We start from the raw sequence: 25345 nt of genomic DNA, 5'->3' as shown, positions 1-25345 counted from the left end.
CATGACAGAACTGCCCTCCAGCGTGCGCTGGCAATTATGGATAGTGGCTTTCGGCTTCTTTATGCAATCGCTGGACACCACTATCGTGAATACCGCCCTCCCCTCAATGGCCAAAAGCCTTGGCGAGAGCCCCTTGCATATGCATATGGTCATCGTCTCCTACGTGTTGACGGTAGCAATTATGCTGCCGGCCAGCGGCTGGCTGGCGGACCGGGTGGGGGTACGCAATATCTTTTTTAGCGCCATCATTCTGTTTACGCTCGGGTCGCTGTTTTGCGCCCAGGCCGCAACCCTCGATCGGCTAGTGCTGGCCCGCGTATTACAGGGCGTCGGCGGTGCCATGATGGTGCCCGTTGGTCGCCTGACGGTGATGAAAATCGTGCCGCGCGCCCAGTATATGGCGGCCATGACCTTCGTGACGCTCCCCGGCCAGGTCGGGCCGCTGCTTGGCCCGGCCCTCGGCGGCCTGCTGGTGGAATACGCCTCCTGGCACTGGATTTTCTTAATCAACCTGCCGGTAGGCATTATCGGCGCCATCGCCACCCTGTGGCTGATGCCGAACTACACCCTGCAGACCCGGCGCTTCGATATTTTTGGCTTTATTCTGCTGGCGCTGGGGATGGCGACCTTAACCCTCGCGCTCGACGGTAAAAAAGGGCTGGGGATTTCCCCGCTGCTGCTGGGCGCGCTGGTGGCGATCGGTGTGGCCTCGATTCTGCTCTATTTATACTACGCCCGGGGCAACGACAACGCCCTGTTCAGCCTGAAGCTGTTTCGCAATCGCACCTTCTCCCTCGGGCTCGGCGGCAGCTTTGCCGGACGCATCGGCAGCGGTATGTTGCCCTTTATGACGCCGGTATTCCTGCAAATCGGTCTCGGCTTTACGCCGTTTCACGCCGGGATGATGATGATTCCGATGGTGCTTGGCAGTATGGGCATGAAACGTATCGTGGTACAGGTGGTGAACCGCTTTGGCTACCGCCGCGTCTTAATGATGGCGACCGTTGGTCTGGCGCTGGTTAGCCTGCTGTTTATGGCCGTCGCCCTGGCGGGCTGGTACTGGCTCCTGCCGGTGGTGCTGTTTATGCAGGGGATGATCAACTCCAGCCGCTTCTCGTCGATGAACACCCTGACGCTGAAAGATCTGCCGGACGACCTCGCCAGCAGCGGCAACAGCATGCTGTCGATGGTTATGCAGCTGTCGATGAGTATTGGCGTGACCCTCGCCGGGATATTGCTCGGCCTGTTCGGCCAGCAGCATATCAGCGCCGATGCCGCCGCCACCCATCAGGTCTTTCTCTATACCTACCTGAGCATGGCGGTAATTATTGCGCTACCGGCCTGTATTTTTTCCCGCGTTCCGGATGATACCGACAGCAATACCGCTATCGCCCGACATAACAGGAGTGAGCCATGAAGCTATGGCGTCCCGGTATTACCGGTAAGCTATTTCTGGCTATTTTGGCCACCTGCATTGTGCTGCTCATCAGCATGCACTGGGCGGTACGCATCAGCTTTGAACGCGGATTTATCGATTATATCAAGCGCGGCAATGAACAGCGGCTGACGATGCTGGGCGATGCGCTGAGCGAGCAGTATGCCCTGCATGGCAACTGGAAATTTCTGCGCAATAACGATCGCTTTATTTTCCAGCTATTAAAGTCGTTCGAACGCGATAACGACGATCGTTTACCCGGCGGGCACAAAATAAATTCCGCTGGCGCCCCTGGCGGCCACCCCGGCGCCGAAGGTCCCCCGCCCGATGGTCCGCCGCCGGACGGCCCGCGCGGCCCCGGCGCGGATATGCCCCCGCACGGCTGGCGCACGCTTTTCTGGGTCGTTGATCAGCAAGGACGCGTCCTGGTTGGCCCGCGCGAACGGGTGCCTGAAGACGGCAGCCGACGCAATATTATGGTTAACGGCGTGTCGGTGGGCGAGGTTATCGCTTCACCGGTCGAGCGTCTGACGCGCAATACCGACATTAATTTCGACCGTCAGCAAAAGCGCACCAGCTGGCTGATTGTTGCCCTGGCGACGATCCTTGCTGCGCTGGCGACTTTCCCGCTGGCGCGCGGCCTGCTGGCGCCGGTAAAACGTCTGGTCGAAGGCACCCACCGCCTGGCGGCGGGGGATTTCACCACCCGCGTGGCGGTCAGCAGCGGCGATGAGCTCGGCCGTCTGGCGCAGGATTTTAACCAGCTCGCCAGCACCCTGGAACGCAACCAGCAAATGCGCCGCGACCTGATGGCGGATATTTCTCATGAGCTGCGGACCCCGCTGGCGGTACTGCGCGGCGAACTGGAAGCCATTCAGGATGGCGTGCGCAAATTCACCCCGGACTCCATCACTTCGCTGCAGGCGGAGGTCGCCACCCTGACCAAACTGGTCGACGATCTGCACCAGCTCTCGATGTCCGATGAAGGCGCCCTGGCCTATCAAAAAACCGCCGTGGATATCATTACGCTGCTGGAAGTCGCCGCGGGCGCCTTCCGCGAACGCTTTGCCAGCCGGGGGCTGACCATCGCCGTTTCGCTGCCGGAAAACGCGACGGTATTTGGCGATGCCGATCGCCTGATGCAGCTTTTTAACAACCTGCTGGAAAACAGCCTCCGCTATACCGATAGCGGCGGACGTCTGTTGATCAGCGCCAGCCAGACCGGCCGTCGCATCACCCTCGATTTTGCCGACAGCGCCCCGGGCGTCAGCGACCAACAGCTGGAACGACTGTGCGAGCGCTTTTATCGCGCCGAAGGTTCGCGCAACCGCGCCAGCGGCGGCTCCGGGCTGGGTCTGGCCATTTGTGTCAACATCGTGGCAGCCCACGGCGGCACCTTACGAGCCGACCATTCGCCATTTGGCGGGGTTAGCATTAAAGTAGAGTTACCTCTGGAACGTGATACACCGAGAGACCTATGAGCGAATTACCTGTTGATGAAAATACCCCGCGCATTCTTGTCGTGGAAGATGAGCCCAAACTGGGTCAATTGTTGCTCGACTATCTGTTCGCCGCAGGGTATGTGCCAACGCTGATTAATCATGGCGACAAGGTCCTGCCTTACGTTCGCCAGACCCCGCCACATTTGATCTTGTTAGATCTGATGCTGCCGGGAACCGATGGCCTTACGCTGTGCCGGGAGATCCGTCGCTTTTCCGACGTTCCGGTAGTCATGGTGACGGCGAAAATCGAGGAGATCGATCGGCTGCTTGGGCTGGAGATCGGTGCCGACGATTATATCTGCAAGCCCTACAGCCCGCGCGAAGTCGTCGCGAGGGTGAAAACGATCCTCCGCCGCTGCCGGCCGCGCCGGGATCTGCTGGCGCTGGATGCGGAAAGCCCGCTGATTGTCGATGAGGGCCGTTTTCAGGCCTCATGGCGCGATAAGCTGCTGGATCTGACTCCTGCCGAGTTTCGTCTGCTGAAAACCCTGTCGCAGGAGCCGGGCAAGGTTTTCTCCCGCGAGCAGCTGCTCAATCATCTGTACGATGACTATCGGGTGGTGACCGACAGGACTATCGACAGCCATATCAAAAACCTGCGGCGTAAGCTGGAGTCGCTGGACGCTGAGCAGTCCTTTATCCGCGCGGTGTACGGCGTTGGCTACCGCTGGGAGGCCGACGCCTGTCGCCTGGCGTAACCCCTCCTCGTTTCGCAAGGCAAGATTGGGCTCAGGGGAAAGGTTTACTCTCCTGACCCACAGCGCTACAATGCCCGCCCTTAATGTGTGGGCACTGTTCTAACGGTGCTTCCCCAAGTCGCCGCATCGGGTGTGGCGAATCTGACCTTTCATCAGAACGAGAACATCATGTTTAAACCGGAACTCCTTTCCCCGGCGGGAACGCTGAAAAATATGCGTTACGCCTTCGCTTATGGCGCAGACGCCGTTTATGCTGGCCAGCCGCGTTACTCTCTGCGCGTGCGCAACAACGAATTCAACCATGAAAACCTGCAGCTGGGCATCAATGAAGCCCATCAGCTGGGGAAAAAATTCTACGTGGTGGTCAACATTGCGCCGCACAACGCCAAGCTGAAAACCTTCATTCGCGATCTGAAGCCGGTGGTGGATATGGGGCCGGACGCGCTGATTATGTCCGATCCGGGTTTGATCATGCTGGTACGGGAAAACTTCCCCGATATGCAGATTCATCTGTCGGTACAGGCCAACGCCGTTAACTGGGCGACCGTTAAATTCTGGCAGCAGATGGGGCTAAGCCGGGTCATTCTTTCCCGCGAACTGTCGCTGGACGAAATCGGCGAAATCCGCAGCCAGGTGCCGGAGATGGAACTTGAGATTTTCGTCCACGGCGCGCTGTGCATGGCCTATTCCGGTCGCTGCCTGCTCTCGGGCTATATCAACAAACGCGACCCGAACCAGGGCACCTGCACCAACGCCTGCCGCTGGGAATATAACGTCCAGGAAGGCAAAGAAGATATTGTTGGCAATATCGTCCACCAGCATGAGTCGATTCCGGTCAAGACCGTTGAACCGACGCTGGGGGTCGGCGCGCCAACCGACCGGGTGTTTATGATTGAAGAGGCCAAACGGCCGGGCGAATACATGACCGCCTTCGAAGATGAGCACGGCACCTACATCATGAACTCCAAAGACCTGCGCGCCATTGCGCACGTCGAGCGTCTGACGCAGATGGGCGTGCACTCACTGAAAATCGAAGGCCGCACGAAATCGTTCTATTACTGCGCGCGCACCGCTCAGGTTTACCGCAAGGCTATCGATGACGCCGCGGCGGGCAAACCGTTTGACGAGAGCCTGCTGGAAACGCTGGAAGGGCTGGCCCACCGCGGCTACACCGAAGGTTTCCTGCGCCGTCATACCCATGACGATTACCAGAACTACGAGTACGGTTACTCCCTCTCCGAGCGCCAGCAGTTTGTCGGCGAATTTACCGGCGAGCGCAACGGCCAGTTGGCCGCCGTGGCAGTGAAGAATAAGTTTTCCGTCGGCGACAGCCTTGAGCTGATGACCCCGCAGGGCAACGTGAACTTCACCCTTGAACATATGGTGAATGCCAAAGGCGAGGCGATGCCGGTCGCCCCTGGCGATGGCTACACCGTATGGTTGCCTGTGCCGGAAGAGATGGCGCTGCAGTATGCCCTGCTGATGCGCAACTTTACGGGTCAGACGACCAGAAACCCGCACGGTAACTAGTTTATCGGGGTTATTTTTTCAGGATGCGCGGATATTAGAAACGGATCACACACCGTTTCGTTTGAAGTGGGTATCATCCATTTTGCTGAAAAACATAACCCATAAATGCTAGCTGTACTAGGAACCACCTCCTTAGCCTGCGTAATCTCCCTTACGCGGGCTTATTTTTTTACCACCCGCTTTGTAAGCCCCTTTTCTCGCCGCCGCCCGGCTTTACAAAATATCCATCCTCGCTGTCATAGGGTACACTTTCTGCATCTTGCACAAAAAGGAAGCCATAACTATGCCTGTGTTTCCAGCCAGCTTACTGATTCTCAATGGCAAAGGAGCTAACGAGCCGCAGCTTCGCGAAGCGATCGCGCTGTTGCGCGAGGAAGGCGTCGACATCCATGTCCGGGTGACCTGGGAAAAAGGCGATGCCGCCCGGTTTGTCGATGAAGCGCTACAGCTTAAGGTGGGGACGGTGATTGCCGGCGGCGGCGATGGCACCATCAATGAAGTCGCCACGGCGCTGGTCCAGCGTGAAAGTCAGGTAGCGCTCGGCATCCTGCCGCTGGGTACCGCCAATGATTTCGCCACCAGCGTCGGGATCCCGCAAGATCTCGCCAGCGCCCTCAAGCTGGCGATTGTCGGCCGCGATATCGCCATCGACGTGGCGCGGGTGAATGATAAAACCGGCTTTATTAACATGGCGACCGGCGGCTTCGGTACCCGGATTACCACCGAAACGCCGGAGAAACTTAAAGCCGCGCTGGGCGGCGTCTCCTACCTGATTCATGGCCTGATGCGTATGGACGCTCTGAAACCCGACCGCTGCGAAATTCGCGGCGAGAACTTTAGCTGGAGCGGAAACGCGCTGGTTATTGGTATCGGCAACGGTCGTCAGGCCGGCGGCGGTCAGCAGCTTTGCCCACAGGCCCTGATTAATGACGGACTGCTGCATTTGCGGGTTTTTACCGGCGAAGAGCTGCTCCCCGCGCTGTTTACTACCCTGGCGGACCCCGACAACTCCCCTAACCTGGTGGACGGCGTGTCGTCGTGGTTTGAAATCACCGCGCCGCACGAGATGACCTTTAACCTTGATGGCGAGCCTTTGAGCGGTAAACATTTCCGGATGGAAATTCTCCCGGGCGCCCTGCGCTGCCGCCTGCCGCCGGACTGCGCGCTGCTGAAATAATACCAGGTGGAAAGTGAGCGCAGAACGAAGAGATTAAAAGACCGTTTACATCTCCAGGGCTTCTGCGCTCACCGATAAGGTCGTTACCCGAGGGCCAGAGCAGGTTCAGAGCGCGTCTGCAGCAGTTCCGGTAACGAGCGATGGCGGGCGACGGCGGCGGCAAAACGCGGATGCTGGCAGTCTGGCGCAATCACGACCGTGGCAATGCCCGCCGCCTGCGCCGCGCAAAAGCCATGAAAACTGTCCTCGATAACCAGACACTCCCCGGCGCTCAGCCCCAGCTTGCCCAGGGTCGAGAGGTAGACCGCCGGGTGCGGTTTGCCCCACGCCTCATCATCGGCGCTGGAAATCACATCAAAACAGGAGCGTAGAGAGAGCTTATCGAGTACCGCGGAAATCACCTGATGAGAAGAAGACGTCGCCAGCGCAATCCGATAGCCCAGGCCACGAAAATGCGCCAATGTCTCGTTGACGCCGCCCATCGCCGCTCCTTTGGCGGTAATCAATCCAACGATACGTTGTAAAATGAGCGCCTCCAGCTGCTGTGGCGCAATCGCCAGCCGGCAGTGCCGACACCACACGCGGGCAATATCGTCCAGTCGTTTACCTTTGGTCAGCGTTTCACACTCCTCCTCGCTGACCGTCGCCCCCCAGCTGGCCAGCGCCTCCCGTTGCGCCTGCCGCCACAGGGCTTCTGAATCAATAATCACCCCATCCATGTCAAAAATAACCGCTTTGATGCTCATCTTCTACCTCAAACCGGGCTGACGGGGCTCGCCTGTCAGCCCGGGAACTGTGTCAGGAAAACTCAACGCTTTTGCGCGCAGGCACAGGCTTCAGGGTAAAGCCCGGCTGCTCGACGCGAATAAAGGCGCAGAGGAAAAAGGCCAGCACGTACAGCGCGGTGTACGCCACCACCACTCCAATCGTACTGAAGTACGGCAGCAACACCACCGCAATCGCCGGAGCCAGGAAGTTGGACAGCCCCGCCGACAGGTTGTAGACCGAAATGGCCGCCCCTTTATGCTGCGGCTCCAGCGCCGGGAAGACCGCCGCCATCGGCACAAACGCCGCCACGAAAATCCCCAGCGCAATCGCCGGCACCAGCGCCATGGCAAAGTTATGCCCGAAATGCTGCGGGATGTAGTAAAACGCCAGACTCGACAGCGCCATCCCGATGCAGCCAAACCAGCGCACTACTTTCATCCAGCCCAGTTTCTCGCCGAGGATCCCCCACAGTACGTTGGAGAAAATGGTGGTGAAGAAGAAAGCCGCCCATACCTGGAGCCACTCGGAGGTGGTAAAGCCCAGCTCATCGACAAACATCAATGGCATGATCACCGCAAAGCCAAACAGCGACAGGGTGTTGATGATGCGCACCATGCTGGAAAGCAAAATATTGCGGTTGGTGTAGAGCAGGGTGGCGGCGCGCCCCAGCTCGGCAAACTTCTCGCGGGTGGTGAGGTTCTGCATATGGCGCGGCGTCTGAATATGGCGCAGCGAGACCAGGGCGATAATGCCGCCGGTGACGCAGAACACCAGCGCCAGCCACAGGGTGCCCAGCTCGCCAATATGCGGGATGGTAAAGCTCGGGATATAGCTGCCGAACACGCCAATACCAATCGAGTAGACCGCCCAGAACCAGCCCAGCGCCGAGCTGGCGCCGTCGCTTTTCACGTTGTGCACGATGGCGACGATAAAGGAGTAGAGGAACAGCGGGTAGGCAAAGCCGCGAATACCGTAGAACAGCAGGATCAGCGGATAGTTGGCGTGGCCGAGGCCAAAAATCAGGAACAGCACGTGGAACACGCACCACAGCACAAAGCCGATCAGCATGGTTTTCTGCGGGGTGATGATCTCGGCGACCACGCCGGAGATCCACGCCGACAGGGCGGCGGCGAGGCCGTAGAGGGTAAAGGCGAAAGAAGCCTGGGCCGGGGTGAAGCCCAGCTCCTTGATGTAGTGCGAGAGAAAAGCCAGCTCAAAGCCGTCGCCGGTCATAAACACGGCGATGGCGATGTATCCCCAGATCAGATTCAGCGGCAGACCGAACCACTGTTTGCTATTCACGGACATAATGACCTCGTTTTCAGGGTGCAGGAAGACTCTCCGGTGCAACCACCGGAGGATTTTTTATTATTAAAATCAGTGATGTCGGTAATTCAGGTCGTTGAGATATAGCGCTTTAAATTGCGCATAGCGTTGCATCAGAATGTGATGGCGTTCAGGTGCGGCGCGCCAGGTCTGGTAGACCTCTGGTTTTTCGCAGACGGCAGCCAGCGGTTTCCCCGCCGCCAGACAGGCCAACCGCGCCGCCCCCAGCGCGCCGCCGGTTTCGCCGCCTTTGTGGGTCACAACCGGCATAGCAAGAATATCCGCCAGCAGCTGCGCCCAGAACGGACTGCGGGCGCCGCCGCCGACCAGCGAACACTGTTCAATCCGCGTGCCGCTCTCTTTCAGTACCTGCAAGCCATCGTTGATACCGAAACTCACCCCCTCCAGCACCGCGTAACCCAGCTGGGCACGTAGGCTGGAATGGGTCATGCCCCAGAACATTCCGCGCGCGTCCGGATCGTTATGCGGCGTACGTTCCCCGGAAAGATAGGGCAGAAAGAACGGTGCGTTGGCTTTCTCTTCCTCGCTCAACTGGGCAATCTCTTCCAGCAGCGCCACTTCGGTGGTGCTGGTTAAACGGCAGAACCACTGCAGGCAGCTGGCGGCGCTGAGCATCACGCTCATCTGATGCCACAGGTTCGGTAAGACGTGGCAGAAGGCGTGCACCGCCGACTGCGGCGCCGGCCGATAGGCATCGGTCACCACGAACAACACCCCGGAAGTGCCCAGCGAGATAAATGCATCGCCCGGCGAGACCGCGCCGACGCCGATCGCGCTGACCGCGTTATCGCCACCGCCGCCGGCCACCACCACCGAGGGATTCAGGCCCCAGCGCGCGGCAACCTGCGGGTCCAGGGTGGCGGACACCTCGCAACCTTCAACCAGCGTCGGCATCTGACTGCGCGACAGGCCACACTTATCCAGCAGCGCATCGGACCAGTCGCGTTTCGCCACGTCCAGCCACAGCGTCCCGGCGGCATCCGACATATCGGAGATTTTTTTACCGGTCATTTTGTAGCGCAGATAATCCTTCGGCAGCATCACCGTTGCCGTGCGCTGAAAGTTTGCCGGCTCGTGACGGCGCACCCACAGCAGTTTTGGTGCGGTGAAGCCCGGCATCGCCAGGTTTCCGGCGACCTGATGCAGCTCAGGCGCCCTCTCCTCCAGCTCACGACACTCCTGGGCACAGCGCGTATCGTTCCACAAAATGGCCGGACGGATCACCTCCCCGCCGCTATCCAGCAGTACCGCCCCGTGCATCTGCCCGGAGAGGCCAACGGCCTTAATCGCGGACCAGTGATGGCCACATTTTTCCCGCAGCGTGGCGACCAGATATTCCGTGGCTTCCCACCACGCCTGCGGCGCCTGTTCTGACCAGTGCGGATGAGGCCGCTGAATAGTCAACGGCGCGCTATGGCTGGCGACAACCGCATTATTCTCATCAATAACCAGCGCTTTCACTTCCGAGGTGCCAAGATCGATGCCTAAGTACATAGCCCGCTCCTACTGAATCAGGGAATAGACGGCGGCAATCTTCTCGCGCATCAGCGCCAGGAAATCAGCCCGTTCAGCCAGGGAACCAAACAGCGCCCGATCTTTGGCATAAAGCGCAATCGGGTCGCTGGATTCAAACATTTCATGGACCGCCTGAGCATCGAGAATGCCATCCTGGTATTCGTAAGGCAGAGTGCCTTTGTGCCACTGTTCCATAAAGACAAAGAACAGCGCGGGCAGCATGGCCGTCGCCTCCGGGCGGGCGCCGCGCTGATAGCACTCCTGTAGGGTCGGGGCGATCATCGCCGGGATTTTTGAGAACCCATCCGCCGCAACCCGCTGGTTGGTGTCCTGAATATAGGGGTTGGTGAAGCGCTTAAGGACCACGTCGCGGTAGGTCGCCAGATCGATTCCGTTGTCGCCGAGGCACGGAATCACATCTTCGGTGACGTAGCGGTCGGCAATAGCGTAAATAAAATCGGTCAACGTGCTTTCGTGGATATAGCGTTGACCCATTAACGTACCGGCCCACGCGATACAGCTGTGCGACGCATTCAGAATGCGGATTTTAGCCTCTTCGTAAGGGATAACCGAGTCAACCATCTCCACGCCGACGGCCTCCAGGTTCGGACGCTCAGCGCGGAAATTATCTTCGACCACCCACTGAATAAAGGTCTCGCCCATCACCGGCGCTTTATCGTCAATACCGGTTTGCGCCTTGATGCGCGCCGGCAGATCGGCCGCTGGCCGCGGCGTGATGCGGTCCACCATGGTGTTCGGGCAGGTCGCATTCGCCCCCAGCCATGCTATTACCGCCCGCTTGCCGGTTAACTGGAGAAACTCCACCAGCCCGTCGTGAAAGCGCTCGCCGTTGTGGCGAACGTTATCGCAGTTGAGCAGCGTCAGCGGTCCGGCGTTATCCGCCATGCGTTTTTCCAGAATGCGTGCGATGGTGCCGTAGATGGTTTTGCAGCCCCCCTGCAGATCGTTGATTAAATCCGCATTGCTGGTCTCCAGCTTATGGCTGGTATTCAGGTAGTACCCCCCTTCCGTCACGGTAAAGGCGATAACTTTGGTCTGCGGGTTTGCCCCTTCGTCAATCAGCGGCTGCAGTCCGTTCTGCCACGGCAGCAGTTTTTGAATCGAGGCGATCTCTTCATATTCGCGCTCCCCTTCCGGGCTGACGGTTTCCAGAACGTAGCGCCCGTTCTGGGCGATAAGCGCCTCAACCACCTGCTCGGCATCCTGACGAATATTGCCCGCCGCGATATGCCAGCGCGTATCGCCGGATGCGATCAAACGATGCAGATACCACGCCTGGTGCGCACGATGAAATGAACCCAGACCGATGTGAAGCCATGTGAATTGCTGATTCATATTCTGATCTCCTTGAGTGATGGGACTCACTGTAGATGATCATTTGTTCCAAACAAGAGCTATAGATCACAAAAGAGCAATTACCCAATAAAATTACAAATGACCAAATAAGAGCAAAAGCTTGCCTGATTTAAAAACCGCGGCGAGAATGCGGCTATCACCTGAATCATTCGCCATGCAGACTCCTGACGCCAGAGACCGCGGGAACCCTTTATCGGATCGAATGAGGCCGGGCCTGTTTATGACCATACGCTTAAGGCAGGGAATCATGGGTAAAGAAGAAGACATCAGGCTGGATCAGAAGGTTCGCGCCGCATGGATGTACTATATTGCCGGTCTGAATCAAAGCGAGATCGCCAGCCAGCTGGGGACTTCAAGGCCGGTGGTACAGCGAATGATCGCCGCCGCTAAAGAAGAGGGAATCGTCTCGATCGGCCTTCACCATCCGGTGGCCAACTGCCTCGACTACGCGCAGCTGTTGCAGGAGAAATACCGGCTGGTCGACTGCAATATCGTTCCCGCGTGGAGCGAAGAGAGCACGCTGGACAGCGTCTCTTTCGGCTGTTACCAGCTGATGGCCCGCTATCTGCAGGATGATAAAGCGAAAATTATCGGCATCGGCTCCGGGCTGACGCTGAAAAAGACCATGCAGCGGATCGACTTCGACAGCCTGAATACGCGCTGCGTGGCGCTGATTAGCGCCATGGACGCCGACGGCCAGTGCAACTATTACGACGATGTTCCTCTGCTGCTGGCGCGAAAAATCCAGGCCAAATATTATCAATGGCCCGCGCCGCGCTACGCGCAAACCGTAGATGAACATGAAATGTGGTGCACCAGCCGCCTGTTCCGCAACGTCTCAGGCGTGGCGCAGCAGGCGGACGTGATTTTCGTCGGCATCGGCCCGCTTGGCACCAACAGCCCCATCTTTAAAGACGGCTTTATCAACCAGGCGCAGCTGGATGAGCTGACGACCCAGGGCGGGATTGGCGAAATTCTCGGCCGCTTCATTGATGCCGACGGCGGCGTGGTGGAGAGTAATATCAACCGGATGATCACCAGCTACGATATTCGCCAGAATCAGTGCCCGCGCATTGCGGTGGCCTGCGGAGAATATAAACGCCCGGCGATACTGGCGGCGCTGAAAGGGGGCTGGATCAACGGCCTGGTCACGGATGAGCACACCGCCCGCTGGCTGCTGACGCGCTAGCGGCGGTTCTCACTGCCGCCGCGCTCAACGACTCAGAGGTGTTCGCGGCTACCGATCAGCAGCGGCGGGATCTCGACCCGCTGTTGGCGGGCTTCACCGGCGTCAATAATGCTGAACACCGCCTCGAGCATCGCCGGGACATTCTGCTGCACCATATCGATGTCGTGGCCGAGAAGATAGACAAACGGGTCCCAGTCGAAGCAGCCCATCGGCGGCTGTTCGGTACCGGTTAATCCCTGCTGCGCCAGCCATCTGACCACCCCTTCCAGCGAAATCGTCGAGTTAACGAAGAACCCCTGCAGATGTTCTTCCGGGGTGCTGAACCGGGCCTGCATACAGGCTTCGACTTTGCCCTTTGAATAGCCGGGAGCCAGCACGTTCTCATCGGGAACGCTCAGACCCCGCGCCTGGTGCGCGTCGCGAAAACCGCGCAGACGTTCGAGGGTATTGTGGTCGCTGCCGCGCCCGCCGACGAAGATCAGCGGCGCCAGCCTGCCGTGACGCCCGACGCTGTTGTCGAGGATCTTATCCGTCAGCGCTCGGGCGCCGGCGTAGTTGTCCGAGATAACCGACGGCGCAAGCGTCCCCGGCAGATCGAGATTCACGGTAGGCACCCCCGCCTGCTGACACAGCTCGGTAATTTTATCCGGGTTCGTCGCCCCGGTTGCCACCACCCAATCCACCTGCCATGAGAGCATCGCCTTCACCGCTTCGATTTCCAGCTCAGGGCGACGGCGAGTACAGGTGATAATCGGCAGCAGGCCGCGCTCGCGCGCCATCTCTTCAAAGTTTTCCGCAACGGAGCCGAAGTAACGGTTGTCGTATTTGGGAACAATCATGCCGATCACATGCGATTTTTTACTGCGCAGCATGCTGGCCTGGCGGTTTATCGCGTAGCCCTGCTCTTCAGCGATCCGCGTCACTTTTTCCGCCAGTCTGGCGCTGATGCGCCGCTTTTTCCAGTTGCCATTGAGGATAGCACTGACCGCGCTGGCCGAAACGCCGGACAATTCCGCCAGATCGTAGATAGTGATTTTTTTCATTTTCCCAACTTGCGTCACAAATTCATTTCGCTGTTAATTTCCCCACTTGCTCAATCGATGGAGCTGGCGCAACATTAGCTTCATCGATTGAGCAACCATTGTGCTCCATGGCGAATGACGTTACTCAGCGCTCAATTGGCAGCGCGTATTTATAAATAACGCTTTTATTCAACACCTTAAAATTTTTCATGCACAACATCAATGCTGGCCCATGCTTATCGAGGACCAGATCGACTGACCAAACAGACTCAATGAAGGATTATAAAATGAACCACTCTGTATCCTCTATGAATACTTCTCTCAATGGTAAAGTCGCCGCCGTCACCGGTGCGGCATCCGGTATCGGCCTCGAATGCGCCAGAACCCTGCTCGCGGCGGGCGCCAAAGTGGTGCTGATCGACCGGGAAGGCGAAAAACTCTCGAAGATTGTGGCTGAACTCGGCGAAAACGCCTTCGCGCTGCAGGTGGATTTAATGCAGGGCGATCAGGTCGATAATCTTCTGACCGGCATTCTCCATCTCGCCGGGCGACTGGATATTTTCCACGCTAACGCCGGCGCCTACATCGGCGGGCCGGTGGCCGAAGGCGACCCGGACGTCTGGGATCGCGTCCTACATCTCAACACCAATGCCGCCTTCCGCTGTGTGCGCAGCGTACTCCCGCACATGATTGCGCAAAAATCCGGCGACATCATTTTTACCAGCTCCATCGCCGGCGTCGTGCCGGTCATCTGGGAACCAATTTACACCGCCTCAAAATTCGCCGTGCAGGCGTTTGTGCACACCACCCGCCGCCAGGTTTCGCAGCACGGGGTGCGCGTCGGCGCCGTCTTACCGGGCCCGGTGGTGACCGCCCTGCTTGACGACTGGCCGAAAGAAAAAATGGAAGAGGCGCTGGCTAACGGCAGCCTGATGCAGCCAATTGAAGTTGCGGAGTCGGTCCTGTTTATGGTGACGCGCTCGAAAAACGTCACCGTACGCGATCTCGTTATCCTGCCTAACAGCGTCGATCTGTGATGGTGCAACCCGGGAGGCTTAAGGACGGCTTTATGAATGACGATACCCAAACCATTATTGGCGTCGATGTCGGCTCCGGCAGCGTGCGCGCCGGCATCTTCAACCTTCAGGGCCAGCTGCTCGCCCATGCCACGCGGGACATCACCCTGTTTCGCAGCGCTGGCAATCAGGTGGAACAATCCAGCCGCGAGATTTGGCAGGCGGTCTGCGTCTGCATAAAAACCGCCGTGGCGCGCTCCGGCATGCCGCCGGAGTCGGTCGCCGGGATGGGTTTCGACGCCACCTGCTCGCTCGTCGTGGTCGGCGAAAGCGGAGAACCACTGGCGGTCGGGCCTTCCGACGATCCGGACCGCAACATCATCGTCTGGATGGATCACCGCGCCATCGGCCAGGCGGAGCAGATTAACGCCACCGGACATGCCGTATTGCGGTACGTCGGCGGCAGGATTTCGCCGGAGATGGAAACGCCGAAAATCCTCTGGCTTAAGGAGAACCGCCCGCATATCTATGAGCAGGCGCGCCACTTTTTCGACCTTGCCGATTACCTGACCTGGCGCGCCACCGGCGATCTGGCGCGTTCGGTGTGTACCGTCACCTGCAAATGGACTTACCTGGCCCATGAGCAACGCTGGGATGCCGGCTACTTCCGGCAGATTGGCCTGGGAGATCTGGCCGAGGATGATTTTGCGCGCATTGGCCAGCGTATTGTCGATCCGGGAACGCCGTGCGGCGAGGGTCTTTGTGCGCAAGCGGCGCACGAGATGGGCCTGCCGGTCGGTACCCCCGTGGCGGTGGGCATGATTGACGCTCACGCTGGCGGCATCGGCACGGTCGGGGTTCTCAATGGCGCGGTGAGTAATATGGCCTATGTTTTCGGCACCTCCTCCTGCACCATGACCACCACGCCAGACGCTGTCTTCGTGCCCGGCGTCTGGGGGCCTTACTATTCCGCTATGGTACCGGGCCTGTGGCTGAGCGAAGGCGGGCAAAGCGCGGCTGGCGCCGCCATCGACCAGCTGTTAAGTTTCCATCCTGCCGCCGCGCAGGCGCGCGAGCTGGCGCAGGAAGCGGGCGTGCCGCTGCCGGTCTATCTCGCCGATCGGGTGCTGGCTCAGGTGGCGACCCCGTCCGAAGCCGCCGGACTCGCCGCCGGACTGCACGTGGTGCCGGAGTTCTCAGGCAACCGCGCGCCGCTGGCGGACCCGGATGCCAAAGCGCTGATTGCCGGGTTAGGCATGGAGCGCGATCTGGATAATCTGCTGGCGCTCTACGTCGCGGGATTATGCGGTATCGGCTACGGCCTGCGGCAGATTGTTGACGCGCAACAGGCCTGCGGGATTAACAGCGAGAATATCGTTATCAGCGGCGGCGCGGGGCAGCATCCGCTGGTGCGTCAGCTGCTGGCCGATACCTGCGGGATGACGGTTGTCAGCACCGAATGCAGCGAACCGGTGCTGTTAGGTTCGGCCATTCTTGGCGCCGTGGCTGGCCGGGTTTCCGCCTCGCTGCCGGAGGCCATGCAACAATTTACCCGGGTGGACAAAACCTACCGCTGTACAACGCAATATCAGCCGCTGCACCAGCGTCGCTACGAGGCTTATCTGGCGTTACAACAGGTCGCCCGGTTGATTCGGCAGTAGCAACCCGCGGCTCTTCCCCACTCTTTGACCAATGAAACCCCTCCCGACAGAGAGGGGTTTGCGTCACCGCATTGAGGATCAGGCAATCGTCACTTTGCCGTCGAGGTAAACATCCTGAACGGCGTTGATCAACTTCACGCCGTCGCTCATCGATTTTTTAAACGCTTTACGACCGAGAATCAGCCCCATCCCGCCCGCGCGCTTATTGATAACCGCGGTACGTACGGCATCCGACAGGTCAGTTTCACCGCCCGCCGCGCCACCGGAGTTAATCAACCCGGCGCGCCCCATATAGCAGTTCGCCAGCTGATAACGCACCAGATCGATAGGGTTCTCCGAAGTCAGCTTGCTATAGACGCGATCGTCGGTATAACCAAAGTTCACCGCCTTGTAGCCGCCGTTATTTTCCGCCATTTTCTGCTTGACGATATCAGCGCCGATGGTGGCCGCCAGATGGTTAGCCTGCCCGGTTAAATCGGCCGACACATGATAATCAACGCCATCTTTCTTAAACGCCGGGTTGCGCAGATAGGCCCACAGTACCGTCACCAGTCCCAGTTCATGCGCGCGTTCGAACGCCGCGGAGATCTCTTCAATCTGCCGACGCGACTCTTCCGAACCGAAATAGATAGTCGCTCCTACCGCCACCGCGCCCATATTAAAGGCCTGCTCAACGCTGGCGTACAGCGTCTGGTCGAAGGTGTTCGGGTAACTCAGCGTCTCGTTATGATTGAGCTTCACGAGGAAGGGAATGCGGTGCGCATAACGCCGCGATACCGAGGCCAGCACGCCATAGGTGGACGCGACGCAGTTACAACCGGCTTCGATAGCCAGTTCGACGATATTTTTCGGATCAAAGTAGAGCGGGTTGGCGGCAAAAGAGGCCCCTGCCGAGTGTTCCACGCCCTGGTCTACCGGCAGGATGGAGAGGTATCCGGTTCCGGCCAGGCGCCCCGTATTGTACAGGGTCTGCATATTACGCAGCACCGCCGGCGGACGATTGTTATCCACCATCACCCGGTCAACGTAATCCGCCCCCGGCAGATAAAGCTGGTCGGCTGGAATGGTCATACAACGGTGCTGTAAAAGGCTGTCGGCATCTTTGCCAAGCAACTGCGTAATATCAGTCATAGCTATGCTCCCGTAAGTACCGGCCGCAGCCGGCATGTATTTTCCTGACCCACTTATTTGGGCAGGTTAAGCCTGGTACCGTCTTAGCATATTTTCCAGCCGGGATCGCATTTTTCAGCCATTTCAGCTGGCACGATTCAGGAATAAAAAGTGTTAGCCTGTTCAAAAAAACCACCCAAAGGTATTTTAAAGGTATTATCAAATGGTATCTTAAAGGCGTACCCTACCTGTCATGAAGGATCTAAAGATGAAAACTACAGCAAAGCTGTCGTTCATGATGTTCGTTGAATGGTTTATCTGGGGAGCCTGGTTTGTCCCCCTCTGGCTGTGGCTGAGCAAAAGCGGCTTCAGCGCCGGTGAGATCGGCTGGTCCTACGCCTGTACCGCCATCGCAGCGATTGTTTCGCCGATCCTGGTGGGCTCGCTGACCGACCGTTTCTTTTCCGCACAGAGAGTGCTGGCGGTGCTGATGTTCGCCGGGGCGATATTGATGTACTTCGCCGCGCAGCAGACGACCTTCGCCGGCTTCTTCCCGCTCCTGCTCGCCTACTCGTTAACCTACATGCCGACTATCGCGCTGACCAACGGCATCGCCTTTTCTAACGTGGCGGACGTTGAGCGCGATTTCCCGCGGATCCGGGTAATGGGGACCATCGGCTGGATCGGCTCCGGCCTGGTGTGCGGATTTTTACCGCAGATGTTCGGTCTGAGCGACATTTCGCCCACCAACGTCCCGCTGCTGATTGCCGCCGGCAGCTCGGCGCTGCTCGGCGTCTTTGCCCTGTTCCTGCCGGACACACCGCCGAAAAGCCGTGGAAAACTGGACCTGAAAGTGATGCTGGGGCTGGATGCACTCATCCTGCTGCGCGACAAAAACTTCCTCGTCTTTTTCTTCTGCTCTTTCCTGTTTGCCATGCCCCTGGCCTTCTATTACATCTTCGCCAACGGCTACCTCACCGAAGCCGGCATGAAGCACGCCACCGGATGGATGACCCTCGGCCAGTTCTCTGAAATCTTCTTTATGCTGGCTCTGCCGTTCTTTACCAAACGCTTTGGTATTAAAAAGGTTCTGTTGCTTGGTCTGATTACCGCCGCGATTCGCTACGGCTTTTTTGTCTTCGGCGGCGCGGAGAACTATTTCACCTATACGCTGATGTTCCTCGGTATTCTGCTGCACGGCGTCAGCTACGATTTTTACTACGTTACCGCCTATATCTACGTCGATAAGAAAGCGCCGGTATCGATGCGCAATGCGGCCCAGGGGCTGATTACGCTCTGCTGCCAGGGCTTTGGCAGCCTGCTCGGCTACCGCCTCGGCGGCGTGATGATGGAAAAAATGTTCGCCTATTCGCAACCGGTCAACGGACTCACCTTCAACTGGGCGGGCATGTGGACATTCGGCGCGATCATGATTGCGATTATCGCCGTGCTGTTCATGGTGTTTTTCCGCGAATCGGACAAAGAGATTACGACCATCGACGTCGATACAGAACATGCTGAGCTTAAACAAGGGGAAGTGAAATGAAAGCAGAACGTATTCTCGGTGCTCTTTACGGGCAGGCGTTAGGGGATGCGATGGGTATGCCGTCGGAACTATGGCCACGAACACGGGTGAAAGCCCATTTTGGCTGGATCGACCGCTTCCTGCCAGGCCCGGCGGAGAATAACGCCGCCTGCTACTTTGCCGAGGCGGAGTTTACCGATGACACCTCGATGGCCCTGTGCCTCGCCGACGCCATCATGGAATGCGACGGGCAAATCGTCCCGGATGTCATCGGCCGACATATTCTGCGTTGGGCAGAAGGCTTTGATGCATTTAATAAAAACGTCTTAGGACCGACATCGAAAATTGCCCTCAACGCGATTCGCCACGGCAAACCGGTGAGCGAGCTGGACAATAACGGGGTGACCAACGGCGCAGCGATGCGCGCCTCGCCGCTGGGCTGCCTGCTGCCGGGCGACAATCTCGATGCATTTATCCGCGACGTGGCCGCGGCCTCCAGCCCGACGCATAAATCGGATTTAGCCATCGCCGGCGCGACGGTTATCGCCTGGGCTATCTCCCGCGCCATCGACGGCGTCGGCTGGCCAGCGATTGTGAACGCCCTGCCGGCCGTGGCGCGTCACGCGCAGGAAAGGAAGATCACCACCTTCAGCGCCTCGCTGGCGCTGCGTATTGAGCTGGCGCTCCGCACCGTACGCGAGGCCGAGAGTCCCGAGTCCGCCAGCGAGCGGCTTTATCAACTGATTGGCGCCGGCACCAGCACCATTGAATCCGTCCCGTGCGCGATAGCGATGGTTGAACTGGCCGGTACCGACCCTAACCGCTGCGCCATTCTCTGCGCCAACCTGGGCGGCGATACCGACACCATCGGGGCCATGGCGACGGCGATTTGCGGCGCGTTACACGGGATTTCCGCCATCGATCGCGCGTTTAAAGCGCAGCTGGATGAGGTCAACAAGCTGGACTTCACGCGCTACGCCGATGCCCTGATGCACTATCGCCAGCAGCGGGAGGCCAAATGAATGCCCGACAGTTAACGGCTAAACTGGCCGTGCTGAAAGCGCAGCGTCCGGTCACCGTCCTCGGCGCCGCGGTGATTGACGTGATTGCCGACGCCTATGCCCTGCCCTGGCGCGGGTGCGATATCGAACTGCAACAGCAGAGCGTCAATGTCGGCGGCTGCGCGCTGAACATCGCCGTGGCGTTAAAAAGGCTGGGGATCGACGCGCAAAATGCGCTACCGATTGGCCAGGGCGTGTGGGCGGAAATTATCCGCCAGCGCCTCGCCAAAGAGGGATTAACCAGCGTCATCAGCCAGGCAGATGGCGACAACGGCTGGTGCCTGGCGCTGGTTGAGCCGGACGGCGAGCGCACCTTTATGTCCTTCAGCGGCGTGGAAAATCAGTGGTGCGATGCGTGGCTCGACCGGTTGCATTCCCCCTCCGGCGGCCTGGTCTATCTTTCCGGCTATCAGCTGGCATCCGCCAGCGGCGAACGGCTGGTCTGCTGGCTGGAGCGGCAGCCGCAGGTAAGCGCCTTTATCGACTTTGGTCCGCGGATTGCCGATATTCCCGGCACGCTGATGGCACGCCTGATGGCCCTGAAGCCGCTGGTGTCCGTCAATCGCCAGGAGGCCGCCATCGCGGCCGAAGCGCACGGATTCTCGCCCGAGGTCAGCGCATTTGGCGCCGCCTGGCTGAACAAATATGCCGCCCCACTGATCGTGCGTCTGGATAAAGAAGGCGCCTGCTATTTCAGCCCGCAGGAGAGCGGCCTCGCCGCCCCTTTTCCGACCGAGGTCGTCGATACGATCGGCGCCGGGGACAGTCATGCCGGCGGTACGCTTGCCGGGCTGGCCGCTGGCTGGAGCCTGGGGGAAGCGGTTACGCTGGGTAATGCCGTCGCCGCCTGGGTCGTGGGTCATCGCGGCGGCGATTGCGCCCCGCACCGCGAAGCGCTACTCCTCGCACACAAAAACGTATAGGTCGCTGCGGCAATAGCTGATGCTGTATTCGATGGGCTGCTGGTACTGATCGAGGGCAACCTGCTTGATAACCAGCACCGGGATGGCGCTGTCCATCTTAATATGCGACTGAAATTCGGCGTCTGGCATCCGGGCGCTAACGCGCGAGCGGGTGCGCTGCGGCAGAATCTGCTGGCTGCGAAAGTAGTCATACAGCGAGACGCTGATCGCATCGACGTCATGGATCAGATGCGCAGGCACCCAGGACTCTTCGAGCGAGACCGCGTCCTCGTCAACATAGCGAATGCGTTTGAGCATAAACACATCGCTGCCCGCGGCGATTGCCAGCTGCTGGGCAACCTCTTCCGGACATTTGACCACGCGTTTGTTCACCCACAGCGTATCCGGCTTCTTACCGCGTAACACCACCTGCTGAGTAAATCCGCGCGCTTCTTTCAGCGAATATTCAAAGATATTATTGATTTGTGTCCCGTAACCCCGCGAGCGGGTCACCACGCCCTCGTCTTCCAGCAACTGGAGCGCTTTGCGTACGGTGATGCGCGATACGCCGGTCAGCTGGCTGAGATCGCGTTCACCGGGAAGAATATTGCCATTTTCCAGCCAGCCGCTGCGCACGGCATCCTTGATCGTGTCGGCAAACTTCAGATAGAGCGGCGCGTTATCCGACGCCGCAATCCGTTCAACAAGCTGGCTAATTAACCGGGTATGCGCCTGTTCCATTTATCTTTTCCTGGCAGAATCCTCACGCCAGTATATCAGGCTTACCACCACGCGTGGAAATGGTGAACCGGCCCGATACCGTGGCCCACCTCCAGCGAATCCGCCTGCGCCAGCGCCGCAGAGAGCCAGCCTTTGGCCTCGGCCACCGTCTCTCCCCAGTCGCGATAGCGTGGGCGCAGCGCCGCCAGCGCCGCGGAGAGCGTACAGCCGGTTCCGTGGGTATTTTTAGTCTGGACGCGCGGCGCGGTGAAGCGCTGCTCGCCATCGCGGGTAAACAGCCAGTCCGGGCTTTCCGCGTTGTCGAGATGACCGCCTTTCATCAGCACCGCGCCACAGCCCATCGCCAGCAGCGCCCGCCCCTGCTCCAGCATCTCTTTTTCATTCTGCGCGTGTGGCGCATCCAGCAGCGCCGCCGCCTCCGGCAGATTCGGCGTGATCAGCGAAACCTGCGGCAGCAGGCGAGTGCGTAACGTCGCCACCGCCGAAGCCGGGAGCAGCGGATCGCCGCTTTTCGCCAGCATCACCGTATCCAGGACAACGTTGTTAATCCGATAGCGCGCTAAACGCTCCGCTACGGCTTCGACGATATCCGTTTCCGCCAGCATGCCAATTTTCGTGGTATCGATGCGGACGTCGCTGAATACCGAATCCAGCTGCGCGGCAACAAAATCCGGGTCGATGCGATAGACCGACTGCACGCCGCGGGTGTTTTGCGCCACCAGCGCGGTGATCACCGAACAGCCGTAGGCCCCGAGGGCAGAGAAGGTTTTCAGGTCGGCCTGGATCCCCGCGCCGCCGCTGGGATCGGTACCGGCGATGCTCAGCGCATTAATGCGTTTCATCCGTTGTTCTCCCCGTACAGCGCGTCGAGAAACGCCGGGATAAAGCTGCCCGGTCCTCTGCCGTGCGCCGCCGCGCCGCCCGCCTGTTTCATCAGGCCGCAGGCGGCGGCGACGTTTTCGAGACGATCGCCTGGCATGGCGGTACTGGCCGCCACCACCGCCGAAAGCGCGCAGCCGGTCCCCACGACACGGGTCATTAACCGATCGCCGCCGGTAACCGCACGTGTTCTCTGGCCGTCGGTGATGTAATCCACTTCACCGGTCACCGCGACGATGGTATTGATCTGCCGCGCCAGTGCCTGCGCGGCGGGCAGTGCCGCCGCCGCGGTATCGGTGGTATCGACCCCGCGCCCGCCACCGCTCATTCCGGCCAGCGCCATAATCTCGGACGCATTGCCGCGAATGGCGGCCGGTTGCAGGCTCAGCAATTCATGACAAAACGCGCTGCGCAAAGTTAACGCCCCGACCGCCACCGGATCCAGCGCCCACGGCTTGCCTGCGCTTTGCGCACTGAGCGCCGCAGCGCGCATTGCCTGCGCACGATCGACGGTTAAGGTTCCGACGTTAATCAGCAGCGCATCCGCTATCGCCGCAAACTGGCTCGCCTCCTGTGGATCAATCACCATTGCGGGCGAGGCGCCGACCGCCAGCAGGACGTTGGCAGTAAAGGTCTGTACCACATCGTTAGTCATGCAGTGAACAAGGGGGGAATGATGGCGAAAGAGATGTTGCAGATGCGCAATATGCGCGGAATTGAGAGGCTCAGCTTGCATCGTTAGCTCCAGCCAGGCGATGAAGAAGCAACGACCCTTTGGTCTCTGACTTCCCTACGCTGGCATTATCCAGATCAGGTGGTACGGGTATTTCTCAGCCTTCACGAAGAAGGGCACCCCGAGTCATTTAAATCAAAATCAAATACTTGCGATTAACGTCGCGTTAATCCCTGCTGAGGATAATGCCAGCGGGAAGTCCAACAAACAAGCGTTAAAACCTGCATGTGTCCCGGATGGTGTCCCAGGCGCTTCTTTAAACCGGGATCATCAATATCCTCCGCTATCGCCGGAGGTTTATCAGATGCGCCTGCCCGCTGAGTGAGAAGCCAATACCACTATGCCGGAAAAGGAACCCATTGCTCAGAGCAGTCAATCGGTGAGTAATGCGCGGCTACAGGGTTAATGGTTGCTGGTGGCGAGGGCTGTATACCGTTTGCGCCAGATGTTAAGCGGGCAAATTCTGTTACCCATTGGGTGCCGGGGCTGAATGTTACGCCATCCATCCGGACCATAAGAGGATGTGAAGCGTCATACCCCCGCAGAATGACCGTGGCAGGCCGGTCGCCGCTGGCATTGACATCCCGCAGTATAATATTCCGGTATTCCGGGAGAGATGTACCGGAAGCTGTCGGCGAATAGTGGGTATCAAACGAAACGGGCCAGCGCGTGTTGCGCATACAGATGTGCGAATACAGAATATCGCTGACCAACCCTCCACGACTGGCATCACTTTTAATACGTAATCCTGATGTGGTCCCGTCAAGCGTAAGGTTACGTACCAGTACGTCGCTGACGCCCGCGTTCACCTCACTTCCGATAGACATGCCGTGCCCTGAATAGAAGTGATTGTTCGTGATGGACAGGTGTCGTGAAGGCCCGCTTCCGGCTTTGATGGCAATATTGTCATCACCGGTACGAATGAAACTGTGAGTAATGGTGACATCCTGCGAGGCGCCGGGGTCTATTCCGTCCGTATTTCTTGCCGTCGCAGGCGTATCAATAATAACGCCCCACAGAGTTGCCCCCTGGACATGGTTGAGAACGATATGAAAGTTTGGAGCATGACGCAGGCGCACGCCATAAATGACAATATCATGCGCATCATCTATCTGAATTAACCTCGGGGCGTTCTGCCTGCCGCCGGTAACAGATTGGGCACGGCGCGCCATTTCCCACCATGTTTCATTCTGACCGACTATTCGTTCACCTCCCTGCCCGTCAATCGTCCCTTCCCCTTCAATCCCGCCGCCGACGCTGTTGACCATAGAAATAAAAGCCCTGCAGCCGCCCCCTTTCTGGTCGATGGTTCCACAATGTCCCTGTCCTGTGTCATAGCGTCGGGGGTCATTATCTGCGAGCAACACACTCCCTGCATCAAGTCGCAGAAATACGCCAGAGGGTATTTGTAACGGACCACTTTTGAACGTATTGCCCTGCGGACCAGAGGTCAGGCGTACGGCCTGACCTGCGGGACATTGGTTCAGAGCCTGCTGCAGACGGTGCTGTACGCTGGTGCTGCTCTGATGCGCTTCCGGTGAGAGGGTCGTACAAACAGGTTGCGACAGCTGTGGTGGTCGAACAACGCGGCGGTCGCCGGAAGCCTGCGCGCTAGTAGCGAAAAGTAATATTATTCCGCTCAAGGAAACGACGACGGACTGACATATTCTGATACGTTTAATCATCGTATGATCGCCTTAGGGTAAATATCCAGAATGGATGCAGGTCTGTTTTCATTGCGTAGTTTATATGACTTTCACCCGGATTGGATCCGCCGCGGGTAACAGAACCTCAGCGTCATTTAAGGCGACGGCAGAGTGAGGGCCCCATCAGCGCTATACGTTATCCCGGTGAGTTCAAAGATTGGTTACGTGTCAAGATGATAATATCCATCACTGGTGTTGCTTTATTATTTATGCTGTTAGTAGTTTTATATTTTCCGCCGTTAATTGAAAGGGGAAATAAAAACCACAGGGCATACACCTGGCTATTTTTTTAAAAAATTTGCCACTCGCAATGGTTTCCATTAATCACATAAGAAAGTGAAGATAAAGGGAATAAATGTAAATAATGCTGAGTGGTTCTGCCATTAGCCATTTATCCGTTTGCTTTCAGGTCCAGGCGGGCACAAAATTAACCTCAGGGGCCCGTGTTTTC

21 protein-coding genes and 1 riboswitch are annotated in these 25345 nt (G+C 58.5%); of the genes, 11 read left to right on the top strand and 10 right to left on the bottom strand.

Going from position 1 to position 25345, the window contains the following annotated elements; genetic code table 11:
• Position 1: 1 nt before the first annotated feature.
• From mdtD to yegS, 5 genes are all read left to right on the top strand, one after another.
• Positions 2–1417 carry an MFS transporter gene (gene mdtD, locus Electrica_RS08055; RefSeq protein ID WP_141964225.1) on the top strand — a complete coding sequence of 472 codons (1416 nt, stop codon included), beginning with the start codon at positions 2–4 and terminating at the stop codon, positions 1415–1417.
• On the top strand, positions 1414–2916 hold the full coding sequence (gene baeS, locus Electrica_RS08050) for an envelope stress sensor histidine kinase BaeS (protein WP_141964224.1): 1503 nt from the start codon (positions 1414–1416) through the stop codon (positions 2914–2916). The genes mdtD and baeS overlap by 4 nt, the downstream gene beginning before the upstream one ends.
• On the top strand, positions 2913–3635 hold the full coding sequence (gene baeR / locus Electrica_RS08045; protein ID WP_100685251.1) for an envelope stress response regulator BaeR: 723 nt from the start codon (positions 2913–2915) through the stop codon (positions 3633–3635). The genes baeS and baeR overlap by 4 nt, the downstream gene beginning before the upstream one ends.
• Before the next feature lie 168 nt (positions 3636–3803).
• Positions 3804–5165 (top strand): prephenate-dependent tRNA uridine(34) hydroxylase TrhP, encoded by a 1362-nt coding sequence (gene trhP / locus Electrica_RS08040; protein WP_141964223.1) that lies wholly within the window; start codon positions 3804–3806, stop codon positions 5163–5165.
• A gap of 283 nt (positions 5166–5448) precedes the next feature.
• Positions 5449–6342, top strand: coding sequence for a lipid kinase YegS (gene yegS, locus Electrica_RS08035; RefSeq protein ID WP_141964222.1), 894 nt, complete (start codon positions 5449–5451; stop codon positions 6340–6342).
• Between the two features lie 83 nt (positions 6343–6425).
• Here yegS and Electrica_RS08030 read toward each other — a convergent pair whose 3' ends face one another.
• From Electrica_RS08030 to dalD, 4 genes are all read right to left on the bottom strand, one after another.
• Positions 6426–7088 (bottom strand): HAD family hydrolase, encoded by a 663-nt coding sequence (locus Electrica_RS08030; RefSeq protein WP_141964221.1) that lies wholly within the window; start codon positions 7086–7088, stop codon positions 6426–6428.
• 52 nt (positions 7089–7140) lie between these two features.
• Positions 7141–8418, bottom strand: coding sequence for an RbtT/DalT/CsbX family MFS transporter (locus Electrica_RS08025; protein ID WP_131048128.1), 1278 nt, complete (start codon positions 8416–8418; stop codon positions 7141–7143).
• A 69-nt stretch (positions 8419–8487) separates the two neighbouring features.
• The gene (xylB, locus tag Electrica_RS08020; protein WP_015583873.1) at positions 8488–9951 is read right to left on the bottom strand and encodes a xylulokinase; all 1464 of its coding nucleotides are present in this window, start codon (positions 9949–9951) and stop codon (positions 8488–8490) included.
• Positions 9952–9960: 9 nt separating this feature from the next.
• Positions 9961–11328, bottom strand: a complete 1368-nt coding sequence (gene dalD, locus Electrica_RS08015; RefSeq protein WP_131048129.1) for a D-arabinitol 4-dehydrogenase — start codon at positions 11326–11328, stop codon at positions 9961–9963.
• A gap of 268 nt (positions 11329–11596) precedes the next feature.
• On the opposite strand from dalD, the gene Electrica_RS08010 reads away from it, so the two are divergent.
• Positions 11597–12538, top strand: coding sequence for a sugar-binding transcriptional regulator (locus Electrica_RS08010; RefSeq protein WP_141964220.1), 942 nt, complete (start codon positions 11597–11599; stop codon positions 12536–12538).
• A gap of 32 nt (positions 12539–12570) precedes the next feature.
• On the opposite strand, the gene Electrica_RS08005 is transcribed toward Electrica_RS08010, so the two are convergent.
• Positions 12571–13581, bottom strand: coding sequence for a LacI family DNA-binding transcriptional regulator (locus Electrica_RS08005; protein ID WP_131048131.1), 1011 nt, complete (start codon positions 13579–13581; stop codon positions 12571–12573).
• A gap of 266 nt (positions 13582–13847) precedes the next feature.
• On the opposite strand from Electrica_RS08005, the gene Electrica_RS08000 reads away from it, so the two are divergent.
• Positions 13848–14597, top strand: coding sequence for an SDR family oxidoreductase (locus Electrica_RS08000; RefSeq protein ID WP_160702805.1), 750 nt, complete (start codon positions 13848–13850; stop codon positions 14595–14597).
• Between the two features lie 32 nt (positions 14598–14629).
• Positions 14630–16237 (top strand): FGGY-family carbohydrate kinase, encoded by a 1608-nt coding sequence (locus tag Electrica_RS07995; protein WP_141964219.1) that lies wholly within the window; start codon positions 14630–14632, stop codon positions 16235–16237.
• A 78-nt stretch (positions 16238–16315) separates the two neighbouring features.
• On the opposite strand, the gene fbaB is transcribed toward Electrica_RS07995, so the two are convergent.
• The gene (fbaB, locus tag Electrica_RS07990; RefSeq protein ID WP_015583867.1) at positions 16316–17368 is read right to left on the bottom strand and encodes a class I fructose-bisphosphate aldolase; all 1053 of its coding nucleotides are present in this window, start codon (positions 17366–17368) and stop codon (positions 16316–16318) included.
• A gap of 247 nt (positions 17369–17615) precedes the next feature.
• On the opposite strand from fbaB, the gene Electrica_RS07985 reads away from it, so the two are divergent.
• From Electrica_RS07985 to Electrica_RS07975, 3 genes are read left to right on the top strand one after another with little or no spacing between them, the layout of a single operon-like run.
• Positions 17616–18893: a nucleoside permease gene (locus tag Electrica_RS07985; RefSeq protein ID WP_100685256.1), complete on the top strand. Its 1278-nt coding sequence runs from the start codon at positions 17616–17618 to the stop codon at positions 18891–18893.
• Entirely contained in the window at positions 18890–19894 is a 1005-nt protein-coding gene (locus Electrica_RS07980; RefSeq protein WP_141964218.1) for an ADP-ribosylglycohydrolase family protein, read from the top strand. The genes Electrica_RS07985 and Electrica_RS07980 overlap by 4 nt, the downstream gene beginning before the upstream one ends.
• Positions 19891–20856: a PfkB family carbohydrate kinase gene (locus Electrica_RS07975; protein ID WP_141964217.1), complete on the top strand. Its 966-nt coding sequence runs from the start codon at positions 19891–19893 to the stop codon at positions 20854–20856. Before Electrica_RS07980 ends, Electrica_RS07975 begins: the two co-directional genes overlap by 4 nt.
• On the opposite strand, the gene Electrica_RS07970 is transcribed toward Electrica_RS07975, so the two are convergent.
• The 4 genes from Electrica_RS07970 to Electrica_RS07955 form a co-directional block, all read right to left on the bottom strand.
• A complete protein-coding gene (locus Electrica_RS07970; RefSeq protein WP_100685259.1) occupies positions 20830–21576 on the bottom strand; it encodes a GntR family transcriptional regulator in 747 nt (248 codons plus the stop codon). The genes Electrica_RS07975 and Electrica_RS07970 overlap by 27 nt on opposite strands.
• Positions 21577–21617: 41 nt before the next feature.
• Positions 21618–22418, bottom strand: a complete 801-nt coding sequence (thiD, locus tag Electrica_RS07965) for a bifunctional hydroxymethylpyrimidine kinase/phosphomethylpyrimidine kinase (RefSeq protein ID WP_141964216.1) — start codon at positions 22416–22418, stop codon at positions 21618–21620.
• The gene (thiM, locus tag Electrica_RS07960; protein ID WP_141964214.1) at positions 22415–23191 is read right to left on the bottom strand and encodes a hydroxyethylthiazole kinase; all 777 of its coding nucleotides are present in this window, start codon (positions 23189–23191) and stop codon (positions 22415–22417) included. Before thiM ends, thiD begins: the two co-directional genes overlap by 4 nt.
• Positions 23192–23225: 34 nt before the next feature.
• A riboswitch (TPP riboswitch) is annotated at positions 23226–23322 on the bottom strand.
• A 204-nt stretch (positions 23323–23526) separates the two neighbouring features.
• On the bottom strand, positions 23527–24873 hold the full coding sequence (locus Electrica_RS07955; protein ID WP_141964212.1) for a glycoside hydrolase family 28 protein: 1347 nt from the start codon (positions 24871–24873) through the stop codon (positions 23527–23529).
• Positions 24874–25345 lie beyond the last annotated feature (472 nt).

Origin of the sequence: Klebsiella electrica (assembly GCF_006711645.1) — a bacterium.
GTDB classification, from domain to species: Bacteria; Pseudomonadota; Gammaproteobacteria; order Enterobacterales; family Enterobacteriaceae; genus Klebsiella; species Klebsiella electrica.
The sequence above is the reverse complement of the archived record's forward strand: the minus strand, read 5'-3'. Positions and strand labels throughout refer to the sequence as shown.

What these genes read in the sequence shown, in the direction of transcription:
- Electrica_RS08030 (WP_141964221.1), bottom strand. Translation starts at nt 7,088, where the DNA reads ATGAGCATCAAAGCGGTTATTTTTGACATGGATGGGGTGATTATTGAT.
- Electrica_RS08000 (WP_160702805.1), top strand. Translation starts at nt 13,848, where the DNA reads ATGAACCACTCTGTATCCTCTATGAATACTTCTCTCAATGGTAAAGTC.
- Electrica_RS07985 (WP_100685256.1), top strand. Translation starts at nt 17,616, where the DNA reads ATGAAAACTACAGCAAAGCTGTCGTTCATGATGTTCGTTGAATGGTTT.
- thiM (WP_141964214.1), bottom strand. Translation starts at nt 23,191, where the DNA reads ATGCAAGCTGAGCCTCTCAATTCCGCGCATATTGCGCATCTGCAACAT.
- Electrica_RS08010 (WP_141964220.1), top strand. Translation starts at nt 11,597, where the DNA reads ATGGGTAAAGAAGAAGACATCAGGCTGGATCAGAAGGTTCGCGCCGCA.
- baeR (WP_100685251.1), top strand. Translation starts at nt 2,913, where the DNA reads ATGAGCGAATTACCTGTTGATGAAAATACCCCGCGCATTCTTGTCGTG.
- baeS (WP_141964224.1), top strand. Translation starts at nt 1,414, where the DNA reads ATGAAGCTATGGCGTCCCGGTATTACCGGTAAGCTATTTCTGGCTATT.
- Electrica_RS07995 (WP_141964219.1), top strand. Translation starts at nt 14,630, where the DNA reads ATGAATGACGATACCCAAACCATTATTGGCGTCGATGTCGGCTCCGGC.
- fbaB (WP_015583867.1), bottom strand. Translation starts at nt 17,368, where the DNA reads ATGACTGATATTACGCAGTTGCTTGGCAAAGATGCCGACAGCCTTTTA.
- Electrica_RS07970 (WP_100685259.1), bottom strand. Translation starts at nt 21,576, where the DNA reads ATGGAACAGGCGCATACCCGGTTAATTAGCCAGCTTGTTGAACGGATT.
- Electrica_RS07975 (WP_141964217.1), top strand. Translation starts at nt 19,891, where the DNA reads ATGAATGCCCGACAGTTAACGGCTAAACTGGCCGTGCTGAAAGCGCAG.
- yegS (WP_141964222.1), top strand. Translation starts at nt 5,449, where the DNA reads ATGCCTGTGTTTCCAGCCAGCTTACTGATTCTCAATGGCAAAGGAGCT.
- mdtD (WP_141964225.1), top strand. Translation starts at nt 2, where the DNA reads ATGACAGAACTGCCCTCCAGCGTGCGCTGGCAATTATGGATAGTGGCT.
- thiD (WP_141964216.1), bottom strand. Translation starts at nt 22,418, where the DNA reads ATGAAACGCATTAATGCGCTGAGCATCGCCGGTACCGATCCCAGCGGC.
- Electrica_RS08005 (WP_131048131.1), bottom strand. Translation starts at nt 13,581, where the DNA reads ATGAAAAAAATCACTATCTACGATCTGGCGGAATTGTCCGGCGTTTCG.
- xylB (WP_015583873.1), bottom strand. Translation starts at nt 9,951, where the DNA reads ATGTACTTAGGCATCGATCTTGGCACCTCGGAAGTGAAAGCGCTGGTT.
- Electrica_RS07955 (WP_141964212.1), bottom strand. Translation starts at nt 24,873, where the DNA reads ATGATTAAACGTATCAGAATATGTCAGTCCGTCGTCGTTTCCTTGAGC.
- dalD (WP_131048129.1), bottom strand. Translation starts at nt 11,328, where the DNA reads ATGAATCAGCAATTCACATGGCTTCACATCGGTCTGGGTTCATTTCAT.
- trhP (WP_141964223.1), top strand. Translation starts at nt 3,804, where the DNA reads ATGTTTAAACCGGAACTCCTTTCCCCGGCGGGAACGCTGAAAAATATG.
- Electrica_RS08025 (WP_131048128.1), bottom strand. Translation starts at nt 8,418, where the DNA reads ATGTCCGTGAATAGCAAACAGTGGTTCGGTCTGCCGCTGAATCTGATC.
- Electrica_RS07980 (WP_141964218.1), top strand. Translation starts at nt 18,890, where the DNA reads ATGAAAGCAGAACGTATTCTCGGTGCTCTTTACGGGCAGGCGTTAGGG.